This is a genomic window from Halomonas sp. BMC6 (genome assembly GCF_964204995.1).
Taxonomy (GTDB): domain Bacteria; phylum Pseudomonadota; class Gammaproteobacteria; order Pseudomonadales; family Halomonadaceae; genus Vreelandella.
Genome location: NZ_CAXNSH010000001.1, coordinates 439732 through 464658 on the forward strand (window position 1 = coordinate 439732; position 24927 = coordinate 464658).

19 protein-coding genes are annotated in these 24927 nt (G+C 58.0%); 1 reads left to right on the forward strand and 18 read right to left on the reverse strand.

Annotation, left to right across the window (positions count from 1 at the left end; all coding sequences use genetic code 11):
- From AB6K10_RS02015 to AB6K10_RS02040, 6 genes are all read right to left on the reverse strand, one after another.
- Window positions 1-1521 (reverse strand): sodium:solute symporter family protein, encoded by a 1521-nt coding sequence (locus AB6K10_RS02015; RefSeq protein WP_339117884.1) that lies wholly within the window; start codon window positions 1519-1521, stop codon window positions 1-3.
- Window positions 1514-1702, reverse strand: coding sequence for a hypothetical protein (locus AB6K10_RS02020; protein ID WP_339117885.1), 189 nt, complete (start codon window positions 1700-1702; stop codon window positions 1514-1516). The genes AB6K10_RS02015 and AB6K10_RS02020 overlap by 8 nt, the downstream gene beginning before the upstream one ends.
- A gap of 138 nt (window positions 1703-1840) precedes the next feature.
- Entirely contained in the window at window positions 1841-3997 is a 2157-nt protein-coding gene (gene katG, locus AB6K10_RS02025; RefSeq protein ID WP_339117886.1) for a catalase/peroxidase HPI, read from the reverse strand.
- A gap of 247 nt (window positions 3998-4244) precedes the next feature.
- Entirely contained in the window at window positions 4245-5687 is a 1443-nt protein-coding gene (locus AB6K10_RS02030; protein WP_339117887.1) for an NAD(P)(+) transhydrogenase (Re/Si-specific) subunit beta, read from the reverse strand.
- Between the two features lie 16 nt (window positions 5688-5703).
- Window positions 5704-7275, reverse strand: coding sequence for a Re/Si-specific NAD(P)(+) transhydrogenase subunit alpha (locus tag AB6K10_RS02035; protein WP_285263705.1), 1572 nt, complete (start codon window positions 7273-7275; stop codon window positions 5704-5706).
- A gap of 215 nt (window positions 7276-7490) precedes the next feature.
- Window positions 7491-8414, reverse strand: a complete 924-nt coding sequence (locus AB6K10_RS02040; RefSeq protein WP_339117888.1) for a LysR family transcriptional regulator — start codon at window positions 8412-8414, stop codon at window positions 7491-7493.
- Window positions 8415-8582: 168 nt separating this feature from the next.
- Here AB6K10_RS02040 and speB point away from each other — a divergent pair, with 168 nt between their 5' ends.
- Window positions 8583-9485 carry an agmatinase gene (speB, locus tag AB6K10_RS02045; protein WP_159343847.1) on the forward strand — a complete coding sequence of 301 codons (903 nt, stop codon included), beginning with the start codon at window positions 8583-8585 and terminating at the stop codon, window positions 9483-9485.
- A gap of 29 nt (window positions 9486-9514) precedes the next feature.
- On the opposite strand, the gene AB6K10_RS02050 is transcribed toward speB, so the two are convergent.
- The 12 genes from AB6K10_RS02050 to AB6K10_RS02105 all read right to left on the reverse strand — a co-directional run bounded on the left by AB6K10_RS02050 (window position 9515) and on the right by AB6K10_RS02105 (window position 24821).
- Window positions 9515-9745: a hypothetical protein gene (locus AB6K10_RS02050; RefSeq protein ID WP_159343394.1), complete on the reverse strand. Its 231-nt coding sequence runs from the start codon at window positions 9743-9745 to the stop codon at window positions 9515-9517.
- 87 nt (window positions 9746-9832) lie between these two features.
- Window positions 9833-11596, reverse strand: a complete 1764-nt coding sequence (locus AB6K10_RS02055) for an ABC transporter transmembrane domain-containing protein (RefSeq protein WP_339117889.1) — start codon at window positions 11594-11596, stop codon at window positions 9833-9835.
- A 90-nt stretch (window positions 11597-11686) separates the two neighbouring features.
- Window positions 11687-12370, reverse strand: coding sequence for a response regulator transcription factor (locus AB6K10_RS02060; protein ID WP_305948030.1), 684 nt, complete (start codon window positions 12368-12370; stop codon window positions 11687-11689).
- Between the two features lie 169 nt (window positions 12371-12539).
- Window positions 12540-13133, reverse strand: coding sequence for a response regulator transcription factor (locus AB6K10_RS02065; RefSeq protein ID WP_305948031.1), 594 nt, complete (start codon window positions 13131-13133; stop codon window positions 12540-12542).
- A 352-nt stretch (window positions 13134-13485) separates the two neighbouring features.
- Window positions 13486-15456, reverse strand: a complete 1971-nt coding sequence (locus tag AB6K10_RS02070; RefSeq protein WP_305948032.1) for a diguanylate cyclase — start codon at window positions 15454-15456, stop codon at window positions 13486-13488.
- 108 nt (window positions 15457-15564) lie between these two features.
- Window positions 15565-17682 carry an EAL domain-containing protein gene (locus tag AB6K10_RS02075; protein WP_339117890.1) on the reverse strand — a complete coding sequence of 706 codons (2118 nt, stop codon included), beginning with the start codon at window positions 17680-17682 and terminating at the stop codon, window positions 15565-15567.
- 122 nt (window positions 17683-17804) lie between these two features.
- Window positions 17805-19526, reverse strand: coding sequence for a methyl-accepting chemotaxis protein (locus AB6K10_RS02080; protein ID WP_339117891.1), 1722 nt, complete (start codon window positions 19524-19526; stop codon window positions 17805-17807).
- 659 nt (window positions 19527-20185) lie between these two features.
- Entirely contained in the window at window positions 20186-20392 is a 207-nt protein-coding gene (locus AB6K10_RS02085; protein WP_159343401.1) for a cold-shock protein, read from the reverse strand.
- 322 nt (window positions 20393-20714) lie between these two features.
- Window positions 20715-21770, reverse strand: a complete 1056-nt coding sequence (locus tag AB6K10_RS02090) for an AbrB family transcriptional regulator (protein ID WP_339117892.1) — start codon at window positions 21768-21770, stop codon at window positions 20715-20717.
- Window positions 21771-21864: 94 nt separating this feature from the next.
- Entirely contained in the window at window positions 21865-23370 is a 1506-nt protein-coding gene (locus tag AB6K10_RS02095) for a tripartite tricarboxylate transporter permease (protein ID WP_305948036.1), read from the reverse strand.
- Between the two features lie 12 nt (window positions 23371-23382).
- Window positions 23383-23832, reverse strand: coding sequence for a tripartite tricarboxylate transporter TctB family protein (locus AB6K10_RS02100; protein WP_159343404.1), 450 nt, complete (start codon window positions 23830-23832; stop codon window positions 23383-23385).
- On the reverse strand, window positions 23829-24821 hold the full coding sequence (locus AB6K10_RS02105; RefSeq protein WP_339117893.1) for a tripartite tricarboxylate transporter substrate-binding protein: 993 nt from the start codon (window positions 24819-24821) through the stop codon (window positions 23829-23831). The genes AB6K10_RS02100 and AB6K10_RS02105 overlap by 4 nt, the downstream gene beginning before the upstream one ends.
- Between the last annotated feature and the right edge of the window lie 106 nt (window positions 24822-24927).

Here is a 24927-nt window from a genome sequence, read left to right on the forward strand (position 1 = left end):
CTAATGAGCCGCTTGCTTCTTCGCCGGGTCATTGGCAGTGCGACGCTGTGTACCCAACTCTTCCGCGATGGCGGCAAAGAAAGCATCGGTAGAGGCTTGATGAGGCTTGGTCACAAGACTAACGCCAACAAACAGCACACTCGCGACCACAATGCCCCATACACCGGCAGGCAGACCCAGTAGTGAATTGCCGGTGGCATACATCAGCAGTACAAAGGCGCTGGTACCCACCACGCTGGTCAGTGCACCGGCAGCCGTGCCGCGCTTCCAATAGAAAGCACCGATCAGCGCAGGCACCATAGCCACCAAGCCCGACGAGGCGGCCACCGACAGCACCGCAATCAGATCGAGCTGTAGCTCGGCGAACGCCAGCGCTATCAGTGCAATCACTGGCACCACACACTTACCCACCAGCAGTTGACGCTTTTCACTAACGCTGGGTTTGAGGTTGGCATAGACGTCGCGGGAGACCATGGATGCCAGGGTCAGCATGATCGAGTCGATGGTGGAAACGGCCGCCGCCATGATGCCGATCATCACTATCACACCTAATACGGGCGGCACGAACTCGGAGGCCAGTAGCGTGGGCGTGGCTAAATCGGCGCGCTCTAGGCTAGGGAAAGCAGCCAACGCCGAGAAGCCCCACAGCACGGAGACCAGAGTGTAAATAAACCCGAACACCAAAAAGCCAATCAGCATGTGGCGCATCGAGCGCAGCGACGAGGGCATAAAAAGACGCTGACTGACCTGTGGATTCGACAGGCTAAAGAAGAACCAGGGAATGGTGAGCCCTAGGAAGGTCACAAAGCTGAATAGCCCTGGGCCGGGTACCGTCAGGGACTGAGGGTGCTCCGTTGCCAACGTATCGAAGAGTACGCCAAAACCGCCCAGGTGTTGGATCACCAAGAGCGCGACCAACGTGGACGCCACGATCATCATGATGGCCTGGAGCGAGTCGGTCCACATGACCGAACGAATCCCCGCGATATAGGAGAAGAAAATGGCGATCACCGTGGCCAGCACGACCCCAGTGGTAAACGTGATGGTGCCATCCGTCATCCCCTGAAGCAGATAACCCACCCCGGCGAGCTGGACGGCAGAATAAGGAATCAGGAAGATACAGCTCGCTATCGACACGGCCATGGCCACCGGCTTGCTATGGTAACGATGCCCCAGCATCTCGCTGGGCGTCACGTAGCCGAACTTCTTGCCGACCGCCCAGAATTTAGGGCCGAAAACCGCCACCAGTGAGACACCGGCAAAGTAGATGATTTCAAAACCGAGCGCGCCCACGCCACCCGCATAGGTCAGGCCAGCCAAGCCCACCATCATGAAGGCGCTATACGTTGTGGCACTGTAGCTCAGCGCCGAGACCAAGCCGTTCATTTGGCGGTTACCCAAAAAGTACCCCGACATGCTGTCTGAGCCGCCTTTCGCCGAGCGTTGGCGCGACAACATAGCGATGCCAATCGCGACGACCACATAGATAGCGATGGACCACCCAATGAGCGACTCAGTCATCGCCATGTTCCTTAAAATCTAAGGTGATGAACACGTTCAGCGCAATGATGACCAGTCCGGCCACGGTCCAGAACAAAAAGCTGCCGTACCACCGCGACACGTCGCTCAACAGCGTGTAAGGCACTAAATAGCTCAACAAGACAACGGCCCATACGAGCCATATCCATTTACTGCGTTTCATCGTCGATCTCGTATTGTTACGTCGGTGGAAAAGCACGCGCTACTGTAGCAAAGCTGACGAACCAGCGATGCCCAGACACGCATACAAAAAAGGCACCCACTAGGGGTGCCTTAGATAGTACGACGAACCGTTGCTGACTTACGACGCGACGTCGAAACGGTCAGCGTTCATCACTTTGGTCCAGGCGGCGACGAAGTCTTTGACGAACTTCTCACCGTTATCGTCCTGGGCATACACTTCTGCGTATGAGCGAAGCAGCGAGTTGGAACCAAACACCAGATCCACCCGCGAGGCAGTCCATTTCACGGCACCGGTCTTGCGATCACGGATCTCGTAGGCGTTGCTACCCACTGGCTTCCAAGTGTTCCCCATATCGGTCAGGTTCACGAAGAAGTCGTTGGTCAACTGGCCTTCGCGGTCGGTGAAAACGCCGTGTTTGGTGCCACCATAGTTGGTGCCCAATACGCGCATACCGCCCAGCAGCACGGTCATTTCCGGGCCGGTCAAGCCCATCAGCTGCGCACGATCCAACAGCATCTCTTCCGGCTTCACCACGTACTCTTTCTTCTGCCAGTTGCGGAAACCATCGGCCAGCGGCTCCAGCGGTGCGAAGGAGTCTGCGTCGGTCATCTCGGCGGTCGCATCGCCACGGCCTTTCAGGAAGGGCACGCGTACTTCGTAACCTGCTGCTTTCGCGGCTTTCTCGATACCGACGCTACCGGCCAGTACGATCACGTCGGCCACGCTAGCGCCGGTGTCTGCCGAGATCTGCTCGTAGACGCTCAGCACTTTCGCCAAACGCTCCGGCTCGTTGCCCTGCCATGTATTCTGCGGAGCCAGACGGATCCGGGCACCGTTGGCACCACCGCGCATGTCGGAGCCACGATAGGTACGGGCGCTGTCCCAAGCGGTGGCGACCATGTCGCTGATGCTGAGACCGCTTTCCGCGATTTTCTGTTTGACCACTTCTTCGCAGTAGTCGGTGTTACCTGCCGGAATCGGGTCTTGCCAAATCAGGTCTTCTGCCGGCACTTCCGGGCCGATGTAACGTGATTTCGGGCCCAGGTCACGGTGCGTCAGCTTGAACCAAGCTTTCGCGAAAGTCTTCTTGAAGTACTCCGGATCGGCCATGAATTTTTCGCAGATGGCGCGATAGGTCGGATCCATCTTCATCGCCATATCCGCATCAGTCATGATCGGGTTGTGGCGAATCGAGGGGTCGCTGGCGTCGACCGGCTTGTCTTCTTCCTTAATGTTGATCGGCTCCCACTGATGGGCACCGGCAGGACTCTTTCTCAGTTCCCACTCGTAGCCGAACAGCAGGTCGAAGTAGCCCATGTCGAACTTCGTAGGGTTGGTGGTCCATGCCCCTTCAATGCCCGAGGTCACGGCGTTGCTCGCCTTGCCCTGCATGTTGGGGTTGCCCCAGCCAAAGCCCTGGTTTTCAACGTCAGAGGCTTCTGGCTCAGCGGCCAACGCAGAGGCATCACCGTTACCGTGACACTTACCGACGGTGTGGCCACCAGCGGTCAGAGCCGCCGTCTCTTCGTCGTTCATCGCCATACGGGCGAAGGTTTCACGCACCTGCTGTGCGGTTTTCAGCGGGTCCGGCTGACCGTTGACGCCTTCCGGGTTTACATAGATGAGCCCCATCTGGACGGCGGCCAGCGGGTTTTCCATGGTTTCGGGTTTGTTGACGTCGTCGTAGCGCTCGTCAGAGGGCGCGAGCCACTCTTTTTCGTTGCCCCAGTAAATGTCTTTCTCGGGCTCCCAAATATCGGCGCGACCGAAGGAGAAGCCGTAAGAGGGCAGGCCCATGGACTCATACGCCACGGTACCGGCCAAAATCATCAGATCAGCCCAGCTGATTTTGTTGCCGTACTTCTTCTTGATCGGCCACAGCAAGCGACGTGCTTTATCCAGGCTGACGTTGTCCGGCCAGGAGTTGAGCGGTGCAAAGCGCTGCGCACCGGTACCACCGCCCCCACGGCCATCAGCAATACGGTAGGTGCCAGCAGAGTGCCAAGCCATACGGATCATCAAACCGCCATAGTGCCCCCAGTCAGCGGGCCACCACTCTTGGCTATCGGTCATCAGCGCGTGAACGTCTTTTTTCAGCGCGTCGAAATCGAGCTTACGAACTTCATCACGGTAGTTGAAATCCGGGTCCATCGGGTCTGATTTGCGATCTTGCTGATGCAAAATATCCAGGTTCAACCCTTCCGGCCACCAATCCTTGTTGGACGTACCGGTCGAGGTGTTACCACCATGCATGACAGGACATTTACCGCTCATTGCTCTCTCCCTTATTGCTCTTAGCCTTGGTGATACCAAGGGAACAAATGCTGTGCATCTTCACGCTAGATGAGGTACCGACGCCCACCGTCGCTAGCGCAGGAATGCGTTATTCACGTGTCACAGTTTTAAAGCACCTTCGCAATAGTCACAATTTGCATTTAACCAACACGCTAATAGCTATTCCCAATCAGTAAGGAACGGGCGCCACGCGTCCCGTTCCTTAGCAGTCTACTGCGACACGGACTTACTCCACCAGCGGTAGCAGCGCATTCAGACTATCGCGGGCATCGCCGTAGAACATGCGCGTGTTCTCTTTGAAGAACAGCGGATTCTCGATACCCGAGTAGCCGGTACCCTGACCACGCTTACTGACGAACACCTGCTTCGCTTCCCACACTTTGAGCACCGGCATCCCCGCGATGGGGCTGTTGGGGTCCTCTTCGGCCGCAGGGTTCACGATGTCGTTGGAACCGATAACGATAACCACGTCGGTCGTGGCGAAGTCGTCGTTAATCTCATCCATCTCCAGCACGATATCGTAGGGCACCTTGGCTTCTGCCAGCAGCACGTTCATATGTCCTGGTAAGCGCCCGGCCACCGGGTGAATGCCGAAGCGTACGGTTTTGCCAGCCGCGCGCAGCTTACGCACGAGATCGCTGACCGCCGTTTGCGCTTGCGCCACCGCCATGCCGTAACCCGGCACGATGATGATGCTGTCGGCATCGTTGAGCGCCGTGGCAACGCCGTTGGCATCGATGGACACCTGCTCGCCTTCGATCTCGGCAGCAGGCCCTTGGGAGCCTCCAAAGCCTCCCAAAATCACGCTGACGAAGTTGCGGTTCATCGCCTTACACATGATGTAAGAGAGAATCGCCCCGGAGGAGCCCACCAGCGCCCCGGTCACGATCAGTAGGTCGTTGGAGAGCGTGAAACCAATCGCCGCCGCCGCCCAGCCGGAGTAGCTGTTCAGCATCGAGACCACTACCGGCATGTCCGCCCCGCCGATGCCCATGATCAGGTGGTAACCGATAAAGAACGCCAGCGCCGCAATCACCAGCAGCGTCCAGAAGCCTGCGCCGTTGAGGTACATAATCGCCAGCAGCAGCGAAAGCACAGCCGCACCGGCATTCAGCATGTGGCCGCCGGGCAACTGCTTTGGCTTGCCATCCACTTTGCCAGCGAGCTTGCCGAAGGCTATCACCGAGCCGGTGAACGTCACCGCGCCGATAAAGATGCCTAGCACCACCTCGATTTGCAGGAACATCAGCTCATCGGGGGCTTTGGTCGCCACCAGCGCCGCAAAGGCGGAGAACTGGTCCAGCGATGCCTCAGCGGCACGAGCTGCCATCACCCGGCGACGCTCTAGGTCCGCGCTCCAGGCAACGAATACCGCCGCTAGGCCCACAAAGCTGTGCAGCGCGGCCACGAGCTGAGGCATTTCAGTCATTTCGACCTTGCCCGCCACGTAGGCCCCGATGCCTGCGCCAATCAGCATCATGGGAATCAGCCACCAGTAGGCGCCAATACCGGGGCCGAAGGAGGTGAAAAACACCGCCAACCCCATCCCGACGATGCCGTACCACACGGCTCGCTTGGCCTTTTCCTGATTACTCAGCCCGCCCAGCGACAGAATAAACAGCACGCTTGCCGCAATCGCCGCGGCAGATACGAATCCTTGCTCTAACATATCGTCTCTCCGCCGCTTAGGATTTTTGGAACATGGCCAGCATCCGGCGTGTCACCAGGAAGCCACCCACGATATTGATAGACGCGATCAGTACGGAAATACCCGCCAGCACGCTCACCACCGCGCTGCCCGAGCCAATTTGTAGTATCGCTCCCAGAATAATGATGCCGGAAATGGCGTTGGTTACCGCCATCAGCGGGGTGTGCAGTGAATGGCTCACTTTCCAAATCACCTGGAAGCCAATGAAGCAGGCCAATACGAAGACGATAAAGTGCTGCATGAACGAAGCAGGCGCCACAAGTCCCAACAACAGCATGAGCGCGCCCCCTACGGCCAGCATGGTGACCTGGCGCTTGGTTTGCGCCTTGAAGGTGGCCAGTTCGGCGGCTTTCTTCTCTTCGGGCGTGGGCTCTTTCTCTTTTTTCTTCGGCTTGGCCGCGCCAATGGCTTTCACCTTCGGCGGCGGCGGTGGGAAGGTGACTTCCCCTTGGTGCGTCACCGTCGCGCCGCGAATCACATCGTCATCCATGTTGTGATGGATCACGCCGTCTTTCTCAGGGGTAAGGTCGGTGAGCATGTGGCGAATATTGGTGGCGTAAAGCAGTGACGCTTGCGTCGCCATGCGCGAGGGGAAGTCGGTGTAGCCAATCACCACCACGCCGTTATCGCTCACCACGCGCTCGTCGGGCTGCGTCAGGTCGCAGTTACCGCCCTTCTCGGCGGCCAAATCTACGATCACCGAACCGGGTTTCATGGCGGCGACCATGTCTTCCAGCCAGAGCTTGGGCGCGGGCTTGCCGGGAATCAGTGCCGTGGTAATCACGATATCCACGTCCGGAGCCTGTTCACGGAAGCACGCGAGCTGCTTTTCGCGGAACTCAGGGCTCGAAGGGGCCGCGTAGCCACCGCTCTCGGAGCCGTCCTGGCTATCCTCGAAATCGAGGAACAGGAACTCGGCGCCCATGGATTCGATCTGCTCAGAAACCTCAGGGCGCACGTCAAAAGCGCGCACTACTGCCCCTAAGCTGGTCGCAGTGCCAATCGCCGCCAAACCTGCCACCCCAGCACCGATCACCAATACCTTGGCAGGCGGTACTTTGCCTGCGGCGGTCACTTGGCCGGTAAAGAAACGGCCGAAGTTATTTCCCGCCTCGATCACTGCGCGGTAGCCCGCAATGTTGGCCATGGAGGAAAGCGCATCCATCTTCTGCGCCCGAGAAATACGCGGCACCATGTCCATCGCGATGACGGTGGCACCCTGGGCTTTGCAGGTTTCCAGCAGCGCTTCGTTTTGGGCTGGCCAGAAGAAGGCAATCAGCGTTTGGCCTTCGCGCAGCCGCTTGGCCTCTTCATCAGAGGGCTCGCGAACTTTGATGACCACCTCAGCGTCGCGCCACAGCGCGTCGGCGCTCTCGATCACGGTGACGCCAGCATCGCGATAGGTGTCGTCATTGAACCCGGCGGCCAAGCCCGCCCCCGTTTCGATGAGGCACTCATGGCCCAGCTTTTGAAGATGCTTTGCGCTCTCGGGGGTCAGCGCGACCCGCGCTTCTCCCCGGGCACTCTCTTTTGGTGCGCCTATTTTCACACGCTTTCTCCCTTGGTTTGTCCCGCCAACAGCGCCGCCCCCTCACCGCCAGCGTGTCATCGCTAGCGTCGTTGAGCGCTGTTCATTCACTGCGGCGCCAAACAACGCGCCAGCTAGCAGTTTAGGATCTAACGCCGAGCCTGCCAGTGACCATTCAACCTTTGCTTCAACTGCGTTGTTTATCTACAACACGTTGATCTGGAAAAGGGAGTGCTTTAACGGCGCACGGTGTTGGCAAAGGCGGTGAGTTCTTCGTACAGCCATACGTTGGCAGGCGCATTGGCGTAGAGGCTGTGCTGGATCAGCGTCATGGTCAATTCGGGAAGTTCACCCGGTGGGGCCACCATGCGTACGGGCAGCATGGCAACGAAGCGCTCGGCCATTTGGCGAGGTAAGGTAATGATCGCGTCGGTCAGCGCCACGACCCGTGCGGCGGCGATGTAGTTGAGGTTTTTCGAGATCACCCGGCGGCTCAATCCGTGCTGGGCGAGACAGCTCTCGATACGGCTGGGCAGCAGACCGCTGATATCGGCGAGTTCTACGTGGAGCTGGCGGGCAAATGCCTCAAGTTCCAGCGCTTCCCCCACATGCGGATTGTGCTGGGCCGCCAGACACACCAGCTCTTCGTGCATCCAGGGCGTTTGCACCACGCCGCTAGGGAGCGATGACTGGCGATCCAGCCCTACTACCATGTCTACTTGGCGCTGTTCTAACGCGTCGCTCAGGACGTCGGGAGTAATCAGCTCGATGGAAAAACTAATCCCGGGGGCATAGCTCAACAGTTGGCTCAGAAACGCCGGGTACATGACCTCTTCGAAGTAGTCGGTGGTCGCCAGGGTAAAGTGCCGAGTGCTGGTCGCGGGGGCAAAGGTGGCTGGCGGTGCCAACCCCGCCTGTAACGACGTCAATGCCTGTTGCACTACGGGGAGCAGCGCCATGGCGCGGGGCGTGGGCTGCAGGCCCTGCTCGGTGCGTACCAATAGCGGGTCGTCTAGCGCGTCACGCAGGCGTTTGAGCGAATGACTGAGCGCTGGCTGGCTCAAGTGAAGCTTTTCGGCAGCGCGAGTGACGTGTCGCTCACGCATGAGCATCTCGAAGACCAGCAGCAAATTCAGATCAAAGTGGCGGAGCGACCGCATAGCGCCTCACTATTCATACAATGAATGATTTCATTCTAAACATTCATTTCATTCATCGCGAAAAATTCCTTATCGTCGCGCTGCGTCGAGCCATCCGCTCGCTTTCCACTCAACGCCCGTTTGCCGGTCAACCATAGGAGCACACGCTAGGTGACCCCATCACAGATCATGCCCAGCCTGTTTGGTGACGTTATCTCCACGTTTATGGGCGTGCCCAAAGCCACCGACCCCAACGCCACCGATGCCGACGTCGTGGTCAGCGGCGTGCCGTTCGACTTGGCGTGCTCTGGCCGTTCTGGCACGCGGATGGGGCCGAACGCGATTCGCCAAAGCACCGCCAACCTGATTTGGGAAGGCAAGCGCTGGCCGTGGGATTTTGCTCTGGAAGATCGCCTACGGGTGTGTGATGCCGGCAACCTGGATTACGCCTATGGCGAGCCTGAAAGCCTGGTGGATAACCTGGAAACCCACGCCATGCGCTGGCTGAAAGCGGGTAAGAAGATGCTGACGCTGGGCGGTGACCACTACATCAGCCTACCGCTGCTACGCGCTCACGCCCGTGAGCACGGCCCGTTGGCACTGATTCATTTCGATGCCCATACCGATACCTATGAGCAAGGCACGCGCTTTGACCACGGCACCATTTTCCACCATGCCTTACAGGAAGGCTTGGTCGTGCCGGAGCATTCGCTGCAAATCGGTATTCGCACCAGCTATGACCGGAGCAACCATCCCTACGAAGTACTGGATGCCGATTGGGTGAACGACCACGGCCCGGCGGCGGTGCTGGAGCGGATTCGTGCGCGAGTGGGTCACCACCCCGCGTATGTCACGCTGGATATTGATGGCCTGGACCCCGCCTTCGCACCGGGCACCGGCACGCCGGTATGCGGCGGCATGTCCACCGACCTGATGCTGAAAGTGATGCGCGGCATGGTGGGGATGGAACTGGTGGGTATGGACCTAGTAGAAGTGAACCCGGCCTACGACCACGGCGATATTACTTCGCTGGCGGCAGCCACGCTGGGATTGGAGTTCCTTTACACCCTCGCGGCCTCCAAAAAGGCGTAGGCGTTTCGCCGCTCACCTTGCGGAAGCGCTCAGCGTAGGGTCAGGTCAATGACCAGTAGCAGCGCCAGTGCCCCGACGGCCGGCCAAGGACTTTTCAGCACGACGCCAAACAGGGTGAGCGGAATCAAAACGGTCAGCGCTGCCAGCACATGCGGCAGCGCCGCCGCGCCGCTTGTCCACATACTACCAATGACGAGCAACCCCAGTAGGCCTAAGCACAGCCCCAGCCAAACACCTCGTTGACGATATCTTGATGGCATTTTCTCGCCTCTCCTTACCCTATCCAACTGCCCTATCAGGTACCGTGCGTGGCCGCTGGCCTGTCATGATGGCCAGTCGCGTGTCGCTCATGTGTGTTGTCCGAACTGCAGCGCTGCGAGGTGACGATAGAGATCACTGCGCTCCATGAGCGAGGCGTGCGTGCCGGACGCCACCAGCCGCCCCTCTTGAACGACCAGTAAACGGTCTGCATGCACCACCGTTGCCAAACGGTGCGCAATCACGATGCTGGTTCGCCCCTGCATCAGCCGGTCTAACGCGCGCTGCACCAATCGCTCGCTCTCTGCATCCAGCGCGCTGGTGGCTTCATCCAACAGCAGCACCGCTGGGTTTTTCAGCAGCGCACGGGCAATGGCCAACCGCTGACGCTGACCGCCCGAGAGCTGCACCCCGCCCGGCCCCAGCGGCGTATCGAACCCTTGCGGCAGCGCCTCAATGAACGCGAGCGCGTTGGCGTCTTGGGCGGCCAGGCGAAGCTGCGCTTCAGTGGCTTCTGGGCAGCCGTAGCGCAGGTTCTCCGCCACGGTGCCACTGAACAGTACCGGCGACTGAGCGACCAAGCCCAGCGCACCGCGTAGCTCGGACAGCGCCAAGGTGCGAATATCCACGCCATCCAGCATGACGTGCCCCTGATCAGGATCGTAAAAGCGCAGTAGCAGTGCCAGCAACGTGCTTTTACCCGCACCGGAGGGGCCCACCACCGCGACCCGCTCACCAGGTCGAATATGAAGATCGATCGCGTCCAGCGCGGGCGTAGAGCGTCCAGGATACGTGAAGCGCACCTGCGCAAGCGTCAGCGCTCCTCGAAGTGGCTGAGCCAGCGTGACCGGCTGCGCCGGTGACTGAATGGTAGGTGGCGTCTCGAGCAGCTCAAGCAGACGCTCGGCAGCGCCAGCGGCGCGCTGCACATCGCCCGCCACTTCGGCCAGCGTCGCAACCGCGCCAGCGGCTAGCACGGCGTAGAAGATGAACGCGGAGAGTTCACCGGGGCTCATACTGCCTTCCAGCACCGCAAGACCACCCTGCCACAGCATCACCCCCACGGCACTGAATACCACCAGCATGGCCACACCGGTCAGCCATGCCCGCTGGCGGGTACGCGCCACGGCGCTGCCAAACGCCTGTTCGACCCGCTGGCCGTAGCGGTGGCGCTCACCGGCTTCCTGAGTGAACGCTTGCACGGTCGGCAAGCCGCTGAGCGCCTCTTCGGCGTAGCGGCCTACTTCCGCCACGTGGTTCTGGCTGGTGCGCGAGAGCCGTCGCACCCGCCGCCCATACCACACGATGGGCAGCAGCGTCGCGGGAATGCCCACCAGCACCAGCGCAGAGAGCCAGGGCTGGGTCAGCAACATGAGCACCACGGCACCAACCAGCATGACGCCATTGCGCAACGCCAAGGAGATCGACGAACCAAACAGGCTCTGCAGCACACTGGTATCCGCCGTCAGGCGCGAGGCGATCTCTCCGGCGGCGCGTCCGTCGCTCGCGCTTTCGAAAAAGCTGGGCTCCAATGAGAGCAGATGCTCGAACACCCGCTGGCGTAGATCCGCCGCTAATCGCTCCCCAATCCAAGTGACTTGGTAGTAACGCAGCGCCGAGGCGGCCGCCAATAGCGCCACGATGCCAAGCAGGACCCCCAACGTCGTGGCAAGCGCATGGGCATCGGCCGCGAGAAAGCCTTGATCGATGACGCGTCTCAGGCCATGGCCCAGCAACAGCACGCTGCCAGACGCGACCAATAGCGCGCCCCCCGCCAGCGCTACGCGCAGGCGATAGGGGCGAAGAAAATGCAGCAGCCGAAGAAGAACACGCGGACGAGAAGAGTGACTCATGGGGAGGACTCGGCAGCAGGAAACAGCCGTTGACCATAGCAGGCATCAGGCGTTTCTGCAGGGCCTACATGAAAACGTGACTGCCCGCGCCTAGACGGACTCACCGGTATCGTGAGGAGACGCCAGTAATCCCAAACGAATGGCTTCGTGCACCAGGCCCGCCATGTGACGGACGCCCAGGCGACGCATGATGTCGGCGCGATGTGCTTCGATGGTTTTAATGCTGACATTGAGCTGGTCGGCAATCGCTTTGCTGCGAAACCCTTGGGCCACCAGCTGCAGCACCTCACACTGGCGCGCGGTGAGCGGGTTGTCATGGGGCGCCTTCACGCCCAGCCATGACGCCACACTAACGAAATGCTCAGGCTCCATGGCCGTCAGCATGAACTGCTCGCCCCGGGCAGCCTTTTGAATGGCGGCCTCTAACGCCGCCACGTCGGCGTTCTTATGCAGGAGGCCGCATATGCCCGCTTCGAAAAGACGGTGTATGTAGCTATCGCTGGAGTAGCTGGAGAGAATAACGATGCGCAGCGTGGGACACAGCGATGTGAGCTGTGCCAGCAGTTCAACCCCTTTCAAGGACACAACGGCTGCGTCGATGAGCGCCACGTCCATGTCTTGGTTGGCGACTTCGCTTATCAATTGTTGCTCAGACCCGACCTCTGCCACCACGGTCATCTTGTCGAAGGTTTCAATCAAGGAACTGATCGCGGAACGCACAAGCCGATGCTCATCGGCCAGTAATATCCGAGTCGTATTATCTGAACGTTTCATGGAATATGCCAAAACCTTGACAAGGTAAAAACCTGCTGTGGAACCCCCCTCGCAAGCACGGGTCCATTGTTATCTTGGTACCGGTCGAACGTCGGCACACCTCGTCACACAAACGTAAGGAAAACCCGCCACAAGCAACTCACTAAGCTTATTTGACCCGCACGTTAACTCACTGACCTGCAAAGCAGTATAAGCAAAAACCCTGATTATCGTTCCGATTCCAGGATGCCCAGGCGCAGCGCTTTTTCAAGCATGTCGTGGAGCGCATCAAGGGTTTGTGGAGCGTTTGCCGATCGCTGGTTCTATGCGACAGCGTGCCGACATCTGGGCGACCAAACAGCCGCTTCAAAATGGTAGGATACAAAAACATCTCCTCCTTAGCCGCAGCGTGAAGGGCGACTTCCAGCTCGTCAACGCCCGCCTCCCGCAGCAAAAAACCGTGAGCCCCTGACTGAAAGACGCGCTTGACCTCGTCAACGCTTGGGTTGACGGAAATGATCACCACCCGCGTATCCAAACCAACGTTACGCAGCCGCTTGATGACCTCGACGCTGGTTTGACTGGGAAACTGGGCATCGATCAGGGCCACATCGACCGGTAATGCCGCCGTAATGGCATCCAACAGATGCGGGCAGGGCACGCTGGCCACGACATCGACCTGTGGGAAACGCTCGAGGACACGGCACAGCCCTTCTCGTATAAAGCCGCTTTCATTGACGACGACGCCCCTAATCGTTGCCCCAGCACTGCTGTGCGAACTCATTGCGCACTTCTCCCAAAACCTGACTATCTTGCGGCGCGCCCTGCCGGTTAGAACGCTCCCTGTACTTGCTAAAGTGAATATCTTGGCCCGCTTTTATTGTTCATGAGCGTAAGTTGGCTGGGTTAACCGTTATCGACATTGGATCAGGTCATTCTCTACATAAAAACCCTGAGTCGACGTTAAAAACACGGCTGACTGATCAGCCCTTAAATACGCTTAGAGTTTAAAGCATGAGCGAAGACACGCCGAGATTTAGACTTAAGTTAAGAGCAGTTTAGTGGAACATAAGACGGTGTAGGCTTTATTTCATCAGGGAACTATTCGCACACCAGCCTACTTTCAACGCTCGCGCTCAGTCATCGTTGACCTCGACCCGATTGCGCCCCGACTCTTTGGCTCGGTAAAGCCCCACATCGGCACGCTTTAGCGCGGTTTTGAGCGAGGTTTCCTCGACCGATACCGACGTTACTCCTAGCGAGGCGGTGAGCCATAGCGTTCGCTCGAGCGCTCCTTCATGCACGGAGAAGGGCGTGATTTGCACGGTGTGCCGAATACGTTCCGCCACCTGTACGGCCTGAGAGAGCGGCGTCGTGGGCAGCAAGATGGCAAACTCCTCGCCCCCCACGCGGCACAGCAGATCCTCTTGACGCAGTAACCGGGAAACGATGCGGGTAAACGCCTGCAGTACGTCGTCACCGGCATCGTGCCCATACTCATCGTTGATGTGCTTGAAATGGTCGAGATCAATCGTCACTAGCGCAATGGCATAGTCCTGGCGACGCGAACGGGCGATCTCAATGGCTGCCTGGGCCTGAAGATAGCGACGGTTGAACACCCCGGTGAGCGGGTCGGTCATGGCCTGTTCGCGCAGCTTCTCTTCCAGCTTTTTACGCTCGGTCAGATCGAACACGGTCGCCCGGGAGTGCACGAACCGCCCACCACGACGATAGGCAGAGGCTTGAATCATCACATGGCGCTGTTCACCGCTGCGGGTCAGCAGGCTGCACTCTGCACTACCGGACTGATGCTCCAGCACGTCTTGAAACGCTTTATCGAATGCCGGTCGTGTCTCGGGTGTGATGAGCTCACGATACGCCATGCGCTGTAGAACCTCATCGGCCGAGTAACCTAGCCAGGCCAGCTCGGTGCGATTCATCTTGACCACGCGCCCAGCATCATCCAACGAGTGGTAGCCGCAGGGGGCGTTTTCGTACAAATCGCTCACTTCAATGGCGTGCCGCTGAGCCGCCCGGCGCAGCGTTCGCTGCCGCTGGCTGCTGATGGCCCACAGCATGCCAAACGCCACCGCCACCGCGTAGATCAACAGTAAGAACCACAGCACGGTCGTCTCTTCGTCGATCAGCGACGTCCAAGAGGGGGTGGGCAGCAGCACCCCCAGTTTCCAGGGGTAGTACGCATGCTCGCTATAGATATTGCCTGCCAAGCTACGATAGCGCTGGGTGCGAATATCTTCTGTCTGAAAATAGAGCAGTTGTCGATCCGCATTGACGAACCCTTCGCTGCGTTGTGCCATCGCCTGCCAGTAGTCGGGCGCCAATGTCGCCAGCGTCTCGCCAAAGTGCGCCGTCCCCTGGGGCAGCGCTGCTTTGTTTAATAGCCACTGTCCCTGGGCATTCACCAGAAGACTATGACCTTCGTGCCCCAACCGCATCGCCTGCTGCAGGCCGCTGGTGAGATACCGCCAGTTGAGACTGAGCAGCACCACTCCTTGACGGCGCCCAGCCGCGTCAAACACCGGGGTCGAGACGTTCACGACGGGGATGATCTCGCCATCGAGCAGTTCGTAGTGAAGGTCTCGCCCGAGAGGGGTGAGATACAGATCTCTAGGCAGCAGTTGGCTGGCTTCTTGAAAGTAATCCATCTCCTGGTGACGGCGGCCGCTGACATGGGCACCGGGCGCCACGCTCTGTGGCGCGCGCAACACCTCATGGCCCTGATTGTCGATCAGCACCAGTTTGGTATAGCGCGGGTGGTGGCTGATGATGGTATCCAGAAAACGGGAGAGCTGGGTCAGATCGCCTGGCGGATAGCCCGGTTCGAGCAGTGGCGGCGCATTGTGTGTGGCAAGGTAGTGCCGCAGCGCGGGCATTTCCGCAATGGCCAGCACGGAGTTCAGACTTTCATTGATGTCGCGCGTCAACGCTTCCTGGCCTGCCTTCAACACGGCTCGCGCCTCGGTATGAAGGCTCTCGACACGTGTCTCCATGTGCACATGGAGCACGGGCAACAGCATGGCCGTTACTAGAATAAGCGGAACGCTCACGGCCAACAGCAAGCGAGTAGTTAAGCGGCGCAGTGACACTGGCGTATTTCCTGTCTTGGAGCCTGTCGCAAACGCGGGCTCTCATTACTGTTATTAGGAGGTCATATCGCACTGCCGATATCATTTAGCAGCGCACTGGCGCAATCGTTAGGGTTGTGAGGGCGGGTTGAGCACCGGCGGTAGCTGGGTCAATACATCAAACGGCACCGGCTTGGAGAAGTAGTACCCTTGCAGCAAGTTGCACTGGCGCTGCTGAAGGTCGCGCTGCTCCTCTTTGGTTTCGATGCCTTCGGCGACCACGGCCAGCTCCAGGTGATGCGCCATAGTGACCACCCCCTGAACGATCGCGGCATTCTTAGCATTTTGGGCAATTCCACTGACGAACAGCCGGTCGAGCTTGACTTTGCTGATCGGCAAATCACGCAGGTAGCTCAAACTGGAGAAGCCCGTTCCAAAGTCATCCAACGCCACGCTGATGCCCAAGTCGCGGACATCGTTCAACAGCGCCACCGCCTGTTCGGTATTCGACATCAGCGTCCCCTCGGTCACTTCCAGCTCCAGCAAGGCGGGCGGCAGACCGCTGTTAGCCAGGGCGGCTTTGATCTCGTCCATAAAGCCGCTGCGGCGAAACTGCATGGGGGAGATATTCACCGCCACGGCCAGCGGCGTTTCTCGCGTGGCATTCAGCTGTGCAATATCGTGGCAGGCACGCTCCAACACCCAACGGCCGATGGCGATGATCTGCCCGGTTTGCTCGGCGATGGGCATGAACAGCGCAGGCGAGACTAGCCCCTTGGTGGGATGGTGCCAGCGAATCAACGTCTCTACGCTGCGCACACAGCCGCTGTTCGCATCGACGATGGGCTGGTAGTGCGCTTCGAACTGCTGCTGTTGTATCGCCTCCTGTAGCTCACGGCGAATGGTGACGTGCTCGGCGATATTGTCGATGGAGTCACCGCAGTACCACTGCCAGGTATTGCGCCCCTGACGTTTGGCGTCTTCCATGGCAAGGCTGGCGTGGTGCAACAGGTCGTGGGGTTTCGTCACGCTACCTTTGTTCGACGCAATGCCGATACTGGCGCTGATGTGCAAGCAGTGCTGATAGAGCGTGAAAGGCTGCGCAATGACCGTCAATAGCCGCCCCGCGAGCGCAATGACGTCGTGCTCGTTTTGGAAAGGAGCCACTAGCACGACGAACTCATCGCTGGACAAGCGGGCCACGTGGGCTCCGGCTGGCACGGTATCCAGCAAGCGCTGCGCGACCGTTTTCAGCAGCAGATCTCCCATCCCGTGCCCTAAGGCATCGTTCACCGGTTTGAAATCGTCGAGGTCGAGATGCAGGACCGCCATCGACTGCGCCTGCTGGAGGCACTGCTGAAAACCGTTCTCCAAGCGTGCCTGTAGCGCCCCAAGGTTCGGCAGCCCGGTCAACGGGTCGTGGGAGGCTTGATAGGCCAGCCGCGCTTCTTGATCGCGCTGCTGGGTAATGTCTTGCTGGATACCGATGAAGTGTGTGCACAGGCCGTGCTCGTCGAACACCGGGCTGACCGATAGCTGGTTCCAAAACAGGCTGCCATCCCGGCGGTAGTTACGTAGCAGCACCTGAACGTCCTGATGCTGCGCGATGCCACGCCGCATCGTCTCGATGGCCTCTCTATTGGTATCCTCGCCTTGTAAAAACCGGCAATTGCGCCCCAGCGCCTCGTCAGCGGTATAGTCGGTAATCTCGGTAAACGCGCTATTTACGTACACCAGTGGCAAGTGCGGCTGCGTCGCATCGGCCATCACCACCCCGTTAGGGCTTGCCTCAATCCCACGCTTGAGCAGGCGCAGCTCGCTCTCATCTTTTTTGCGCTGGGTAATGTCGCGAAAGATCGCGTACACCCCTATCAACTGGTCGTCCGCGATGATGGGCACGTGGCTAATGTCGAGCTGCACGGGTTCTTGGCAACCCACGCAAAGCGCTTGGTAATACTGATGCTCGCCGTTTAGCGTGGCTTCAAAGGCCGCTTGCGCGACCGCGAAGGACTCTGGATGCAGCAGCCGACGATACGCCATCCCCGCCAACTCGTCCGCCGCTTTCCCGGTGATGCGGGATGCCGCCAAATTGCTGTGTACGATGCGGCCATCACGGTCCAGCTCGCAAATCCCATCTGGGTGATAGGTAAACAGCGAGTGATAGCGCGCCTTCGCGTACAACGACACCGCCTGCGTGCGAAAGGTGAGAGATTTTTCCTTGGTACTGGCCAAGAACGGTATTTTCACAAACGTATCCACGGCGCTAAATCACAAAAGGCATTCACAACAGACAGCAATGAACGGCGAGCCATACGCCACGCCTCTACGACGGCCATGCCGTCGTAGAGGTCATGTCGGCGTCTGGGGTGTTAGAACGTTTCCCAATCATCCGTGGCCGCAGCCCGGCGAGCAGCGGGTACCGATGACGGTGCAGACGTTGACGCAACCGCAGGAGCCATCGCTTGCTGGCGCGGCTGAGTCGCGGTCGTGCTGAGCTTGAAGGTGGCGATCAACGCCGCTAGCCGATCGGCTTCCTCCTGTAACGATGCCGCCGATGTGCTGGTCTCTTCCACCAGCGATACGTTCTGCTGGGTGGCAGAGTCCATCTGGGTAATGGCGGTACTGACCTGATTAATGCCGCTTTCTTGTTCATTCACCGCCAGCGCGATCTCTTTCATAAGGTCATTGACCTGCTTCACGGCGGCCACGGTGCTCTCGATTCCCTCGCCGCTCTGCGCAGATTGCTGTGCGCCCTCTTTGATACGCGTGGCGATATCATCGATGATGCCGCGAATTTGCCCAGACGACTCCGAGGTCTTGGTGGCCAGCTTGCGCACCTCGCCTGCCACGACCGCGAACCCACGGCCATGCTCGCCCGCGCGGGCCGCCTCTACTGAAGCATTCAGCGCCAGAATATTGGTTTGAAAGGCAATGCCTTCGATGACTTGAATGATGTCCTGCACGTGCTTGGAGTGTTGCTCCATTTCGCTCATGAGGGCCGTGGTTTGCAGCACCTCTTCACGGGCGTGGCTTGCCCGCTGTGAGGCCGTCATGGTGAGCTCGCTGGCCGAGCTAGCCGTCTGGTTGTTATGGGTAACGGTGGAGGACATCTGCTCCATGCTGGAAGCGGTTTCCTGGAGAGCGCTGGCCTGTTCTTCGGTACGCGAAGCCAAATCTTCGCTACCGCTGGCAATTTCGCGGGCGCTGTTCGCCACCATTTGGCTGGTGTGTGTCAGCGTCACCATCATATCGGTGAGCTTGGTCTGCATGGCACTCATGGCGCGATACAGCTGACCTACTTCGTTATTACCTTCGTCATGAATCGTGCTGGTCAGGTCACCCTGAGAAATATGCTCACAGATCGTCACGGCGCGACGTAGCGGTGAAACGATCAAACGACGCAAGCCCACCTGCAGCCCCACGAACAGCAGCAGAGACAGCACTAACACCGCAACGACGGTCCAGATGATGTGTTGACTCGCGGTGGAAGCCTCACTCTGCATCTCTTCGGCTAACTGCTCTGCAAAACGGGCAAACGCACGGGTGGCTTCGGTCATGGCACCCGCGCCTGCTTCCAAGCGACGCTCTTCTTCTGCCAGTTGCGCGACGTTGCCAGCAGCCACGGCATTTTTAAGCGAGGTAGTCACCAGTTCATTGAAACTTTCCACGACGTCCGTGAAGTAAGGATAGCGACGCTGCGCTTCGGTAATCTCGTAGGCCGTCAGCTCGTCAAACCGCTGCTCGGCCCGCTCCAGGCTCTCGCGGGTTTGTTCGAGCGCCGTGGCGGCCTCAGGGTTTCCCTCAGTGCTGTAATCCACGAAGCGCGACAGCCGTAGTCGCATCTCCATGAGGTTGACTTCCATACGGTTGGCCGAATTGACTTGATCAGCACTCAATTCAGCCATTTGATTAATGTCACTCAAACTATTACGCGAGGCGTTAATCGCAAGCGCGCTAATGACTATTACCATAATAATCAATAGTGTCATGGCAGCCGTTAAACTGTGCTGGATACGTATGTTTCTCATCACCCTGATCCCTTTCATAGGTTTATGGCAATAGACAAGCGCGCCTGCGCTTTGAAGAGACATGTTTTTTAAGCAGAGGCACTCATTGGCTTAACGCCAATGGACGCTCAGAGAATATTCTTTTTGATTGAGAACACGGGGAAGGACGAAAGGCATACTTTGGTCCTATTTTTTATACGTTATAAGTATTATTATTTTACTTAGACCCCAAGAGGTCAATTGTGGTTACTATGTATATTCTTCGACAAGAAAAACGATAAAAATCATCTAATAAACAAAATACTTATATTAAAAAGCAATATAAAACCCTCTTGATATTATCGCTATTACCTTGAAAATCAATACGTTAGCGGAATTTTAGAATATTTATACCCTCGTTCTCGTTTAGCGCTAAGCTTATACCGACTAGGCCGCACCTCCTTCATCCTCTTCTACCACCAACGTCGATCAGGGTTTTTACTGATACAGATGTCTGACTGGCGACGCATAGCAACACTCATACGAGAGACCGATGACCATGACCACCCCGACGCCTTCTACTGCGCCGCCCGCTGCGAACCGCCTACCCTGCCGAGGCTGCCTAGCAAACTGCCACCACTACCCTACCTGTGAAGGTAAGCCTTGGCGGTCATCGTCGGTACCGCAAACGCAAAAAACCCCGCTATAAGCGGGGTTTTTAAAGCTGACCGGCTAAGCCGGCTGCTAACATTCAATCTATGTGATTAATCCATCACTTGAATGTTCGATGCCTGAAGGCCTTTTTGCCCTTGCGTGACATCAAAAGCCACCTTTTGACCATCTTGCAGGGATTTAAAGCCATCAGCCTTAATTTCGGAGAAGTGAGCAAACAGATCGTCGCCGCCCGCTTCAGGAGAGATAAAGCCGAAGCCTTTTGCGTCGTTAAACCACTTTACGGTACCAGTTGCCATGATCGAAATCCTCGATTTAGCGAAATAAATGCCGGGAAATACCCGAGTTACATTGGGTACAACAAGAAACTTTCACCAGGCTCAAACGCTAAATGCTTCGATACAGCTGACAACGTGCAACTTGCTAACCAACGAGAGCCAGTCTGCGCTTCTCAACGCAGCACGTCAACCGCCCCCACGCGATGCCTGGCCACCGTTGCTTTGAAAGCAACAAACTCGCCGGTTTAAGCACTCGTTCCTGCCCACCAAGTCGCTTAGCGTGATAGAGATAGACGCCTATAACATCACAGAAGGCACTGTCTGCTCTTAGTACTTCCAAGCACTAAGCATTAGACACCAAACGGCGCAGCAGTAAAGGCAGTAACAGTACCAGCAGCGTGATGCGCAGGAGATGGTGAGTGGTTACAAAGGCAGGCTCGATACCGAGAGTTAATGCAACCAAGCTGAGTTCGGGGGCACCACCCGGCATATAAGCGAGCAGTGCCGCCGCCGCAGAGTAACCAGTCAGCCAATGCCCTGCCCAGGCAGCGAAAATTGCCAGCATCAATAACACCAGAGCCTGAATGAACGCCATAAGCATCGCAACGCCTACCTCGCTAACCGGGGCACCCGCAAAACGCACCCCTACCGAAATACCGATGACAGCCTGTGCAAACGCAATGACCAAAGGGGGAACAGCAGCATGCGTGATGCCTGAGAAGTGTAGTGCGGCGGAGACGAGCGCCGGACCAAACAGCAGGGGACTCGGTAGATGAAGACGTTTGCCCAACCACACACCGATGACGCCCGCCAGCAACAGCCACACGATGTCAGAAAAAGCCGGCATCCAAAGCCACTGCGAAGCGGCAACCGAGGCGTTACTGATGTCGATATGACCGATAAACTGTAAAACAGGTGGAATAGCCACTAGCAGGACCAAAATACGCACGGCGTGGGTTATGCCAATGATTCTCAAATCTGCGCCCGACGAGAGTGCCATCCCGGTCACGGCAGACACGCCACCAGGCACACCTGCATAAAGCGCCGTTTCCCAGGAGTGCCCCGCTATCCTCCGCGAGAACCATACTGAGAAGATCATCATGACGGCCGTCGCTGCCAGCATGATCACCAGACTGATGCCCCACGCGGCCACCTCTCCGGTCATGTCAGCAGTGAACGCAGAACCGAGCATGACCCCTATGACGACCAGCACCCCCTGGCGACCTTTGCCTGGCGACTGCAACGGCACACCCGCTAACGCGGCTACCGTAGTAGCGACCATGGCACCCAACAGCCAGGGAAGCGGTAATTGACACCAATAAGCCAGCCCACCGCCGGCCAATCCAAGGGTTAGTGTGGGTAGAAAACGTCTACATCGTTCCAAGTATCGTGGTTGCATCGTTTGTCATCTTATTTGTTTACAACGACAAGCGCCCTGGCGCCGTGACACGGCCCAGGGCGAGAAGGGTGATATTGTCGAACAAGCAATGTCGTTAGTGGGTACTAGGTTGACGGGTTGCCAGCAGCTTGGGTATCCACCAGGGAAGTACCAAAAGCAGTACCGCCGCCACCCACAACCCCAATGAGATTCCCGACTGCCAGAGGATGCCTACATCCCCCCCACTGATGGAGAGTGCGCGACGCAGGTTCTGCTCCATCAAGCCACCCAATACATAACCAAGGATGACGGGTGCTAAAGAGAAGCCCAGTTTGCGCAATAAATAGCCAAATACGCCAATGACCAGCATCAAGTAAATAGCAAACAGATCGGAGTGAAGTTGATAAACGCCCACGAATGCCAGGATCGCAATGGCGGGCACCAGCACCCAACGAGGAATAGTCAGGACGCGAGCAAAGACACCAGCCAGCGGCAAGTTGAGCATCAACAAAACGATATTGCCAATGTACAGGGAAGCGATAAGACCACCGGCAACCTCAGGGCGCTCGGTGAACATCATTGGGCCAGGCGTGATGTTATAGAGCATTAAGGCACCCAGCAGTACTGCCGTCGTACCCGAGCCTGGAATACCTAAGGTGAGCATGGGTACAAAAGAGCCCACCGCCGCTGCATTGTTGGCCGACTCCGGCGCAGCTAACCCGCGCATATCACCCGTGCCAAAGGTATTGTCCTTATCGGAGAGTCGCTTTTCAGTCGTGTAAGAGACGGCCCCAGCAACAGAAGCACCTGTCCCCGGCAGCACTCCGATGATAAAACCGATCAGTCCCGAGCGGATGATGGCCCCCTTACAGAACAACACCTCCTTGAGGCGCACGAAGACACGCCCGAGAACCGGTAGCTCCCCGTCGTTATCTTGACGCTGGGCATGCTCCAGCATCAACAGAATTTCACTAATGGCAAATAAACCGATGATCATTACGACGAAATCAATCCCGTCGTAAAGCTCGGGCATGCCGAAGGTGTAACGCAATACACCGCTGCCCGAGTCAATGCCGACAGTACCAATCAAAATCCCGAGGACGGCGCCAATCGCCGTTTTGATGGGGTCTTTACCCATCATCACCGACATGGACGAAAACGCGAACACCATGAGGGCAAAAAACTCTGCCGGGCCGAACAGCACTGCCACCTTGGCAAGCAGCGGCGCAAATAGCGTCAAACCTAGAATCGCAATGGTCGCACCAATGAAGGAGCTCACGGCTGATAGCCCAAGCGCAGGGCCTGCAAGACCTCGCTGCGCCAATGGGTAGCCATCCAAGGTCGTCATGACCGCTCCGGCGTCGCCCGGGACATTGAGCAAAATGCTCGACATGCGGCCACCATATTCGGCGCCGGTGTAGACCGCGGCCAACAAAATGAGCGACGACTCAGCGGGCAACCCTAGCGTATAGGCAAGCGGCATGAGAATCGCAATGCCGTTGATGGGGCCAATGCCTGGCAACGCGCCAAACAGCGTGCCTAGCAGCGCACCCAGCAACGCCAAGCCTAGATTGAGCGGGGTTAGCGCAACACCAAACCCGTCGATAAGGAAATCGAACATCGTAGCAACCCTTTAAAGAAAGGAGGCGAACCAGTAGCCAGAGGGCAAGCTGATCCCGAGGGCAGTGGTAAACAGAAAATAACCGACTACCGACATGAGAGCGCCGGTCATCAGTGCTTTCACCCAGGAGGCACCAAATAGCCTTGCCAGCGCGGTGACTGTCAGTAGCGATGAGACGATGAATCCCAGTTGTGTGAATAGCACGGCATAGGCCAACAGCAACGCCAGGACCAGTAGTAGCCGAAGGGCCAGCGCCTTATGAGGCCATTCACCATTCGGGCCCGGTCTAAAGACCATGACCAATGAAAGCAGCGCCAACACGATGGCGAGTACTATCGGGAAGGCCTTGGGGCCCACGGGTTCGTAGCTAAAGGTGGTTTTTAGCTGCATGGCCTGGACGGCGATGAACGCCGCCAGACCGATGAGCGCAATACCCAGCATTCGGTCGGCGGCGATTTTCATTGGGTCAGACCTACCTCTTCGGCTAAACCTTTAAACTCGGCAACTTGCTCTTGTACGTACCGATCGAAGTCGTCACCGAACCGCGCCATGGGGAACAAGCCTCGCGCTTCACGTAGTTCGGCGAAGACGGGGTCCTCCGCCAATTGCTGCATGCGTTCGACCCACGCCTGGTACGCTTCATCACTGACTTCCGGCCCCATGTAGTATCCCCGCCAGATCGGCCACTCCACGTCGTAGCCCTGTTCGGCCGCGGTCGGAATTTCTGCGTAAGGGCCATCCATGCGCTCTTCGGAAAGCGCTGCCAAAACGCGGATGGTCCCGCCTTCGAGCTGTGATCTCAGTTCGGACAGGTCGCCGGTGAATACCTGTATGTGGTTGCCTAACAGGGCCGCCAATGCTTCACCACCGCCTTCGAAGGCCACGTAACGGAGGTCTCTGGGTGACATGTCACCCGATTTCGCAATCAGGGCCGCCTTCATCCAGTCCTGGCTGCCGACGGTGCCACCGGCACCGAAAGCGATTTCGTTCGGATTCTCTTTCAGGTCCGTCATTAGCTCGCCCAGGCTCTGCCAAGGCGCATCGGCACTGACGACAATCGCGCCATAATCCACCCCCAAAGCCCCTAGCCAGCGAACCTCATCAGCGTCGTACTCGCCAAACTTGCCCAGCGCAAGGTTCACCGCAGCACCGGTGCTGGCCGCCACGATAAGGCCGGGGTCATCCGTACGCACGCCGTTGACATGGTTATAAGCCACTGCGCCGATACCGCCTGGCATGTAGCTCACCATCATGGGCCGACTGACTAATGCCGTCTCTTGAAGGCCGTTAGTCGCTAGGCGACACGTCAAGTCGTAGCCACCGCCAGGTTTAGCGGGTGCGATGCACTCGGTGGAGTCAGGAATGGCTTGCGCTTGTACTTGCCCTACCCACAAGGCACTACTCATCAAAGCGAGGCCAGAGGCGTAACGTAAGGTTGAGTTGAGCTTCATGACGAACTCCTGTTGTTTTATTGTATGCGGGAGCAGGAAAGCCTGAACCCGGTCATACTGGAACGACCCTCGCCATGTTAGGCAGACAACCTTTCATCAACCTGTC

Bases quoted from the DNA above. Each gene is read 5' to 3' on its own strand.
- katG (WP_339117886.1), bottom strand. From the start codon at position 3,997: ATGAGCGGTAAATGTCCTGTCATGCATGGTGGTAACACCTCGACCGGT.
- AB6K10_RS02015 (WP_339117884.1), bottom strand. From the start codon at position 1,521: ATGACTGAGTCGCTCATTGGGTGGTCCATCGCTATCTATGTGGTCGTC.
- AB6K10_RS02100 (WP_159343404.1), bottom strand. From the start codon at position 23,832: ATGAAAATCGCCGCCGACCGAATGCTGGGTATTGCGCTCATCGGTCTG.
- AB6K10_RS02085 (WP_159343401.1), bottom strand. From the start codon at position 20,392: ATGGCAACTGGTACCGTAAAGTGGTTTAACGACGCAAAAGGCTTCGGC.
- AB6K10_RS02030 (WP_339117887.1), bottom strand. From the start codon at position 5,687: ATGTTAGAGCAAGGATTCGTATCTGCCGCGGCGATTGCGGCAAGCGTG.
- speB (WP_159343847.1), top strand. From the start codon at position 8,583: ATGCCCAGCCTGTTTGGTGACGTTATCTCCACGTTTATGGGCGTGCCC.
- AB6K10_RS02050 (WP_159343394.1), bottom strand. From the start codon at position 9,745: ATGCCATCAAGATATCGTCAACGAGGTGTTTGGCTGGGGCTGTGCTTA.
- AB6K10_RS02020 (WP_339117885.1), bottom strand. From the start codon at position 1,702: ATGAAACGCAGTAAATGGATATGGCTCGTATGGGCCGTTGTCTTGTTG.
- AB6K10_RS02065 (WP_305948031.1), bottom strand. From the start codon at position 13,133: ATGAGTTCGCACAGCAGTGCTGGGGCAACGATTAGGGGCGTCGTCGTC.
- AB6K10_RS02095 (WP_305948036.1), bottom strand. From the start codon at position 23,370: ATGTTCGATTTCCTTATCGACGGGTTTGGTGTTGCGCTAACCCCGCTC.
- AB6K10_RS02040 (WP_339117888.1), bottom strand. From the start codon at position 8,414: ATGCGGTCGCTCCGCCACTTTGATCTGAATTTGCTGCTGGTCTTCGAG.
- AB6K10_RS02060 (WP_305948030.1), bottom strand. From the start codon at position 12,370: ATGAAACGTTCAGATAATACGACTCGGATATTACTGGCCGATGAGCAT.
- AB6K10_RS02055 (WP_339117889.1), bottom strand. From the start codon at position 11,596: ATGAGTCACTCTTCTCGTCCGCGTGTTCTTCTTCGGCTGCTGCATTTT.
- AB6K10_RS02080 (WP_339117891.1), bottom strand. From the start codon at position 19,526: ATGTCTCTTCAAAGCGCAGGCGCGCTTGTCTATTGCCATAAACCTATG.
- AB6K10_RS02090 (WP_339117892.1), bottom strand. From the start codon at position 21,770: ATGCAACCACGATACTTGGAACGATGTAGACGTTTTCTACCCACACTA.
- AB6K10_RS02105 (WP_339117893.1), bottom strand. From the start codon at position 24,821: ATGAAGCTCAACTCAACCTTACGTTACGCCTCTGGCCTCGCTTTGATG.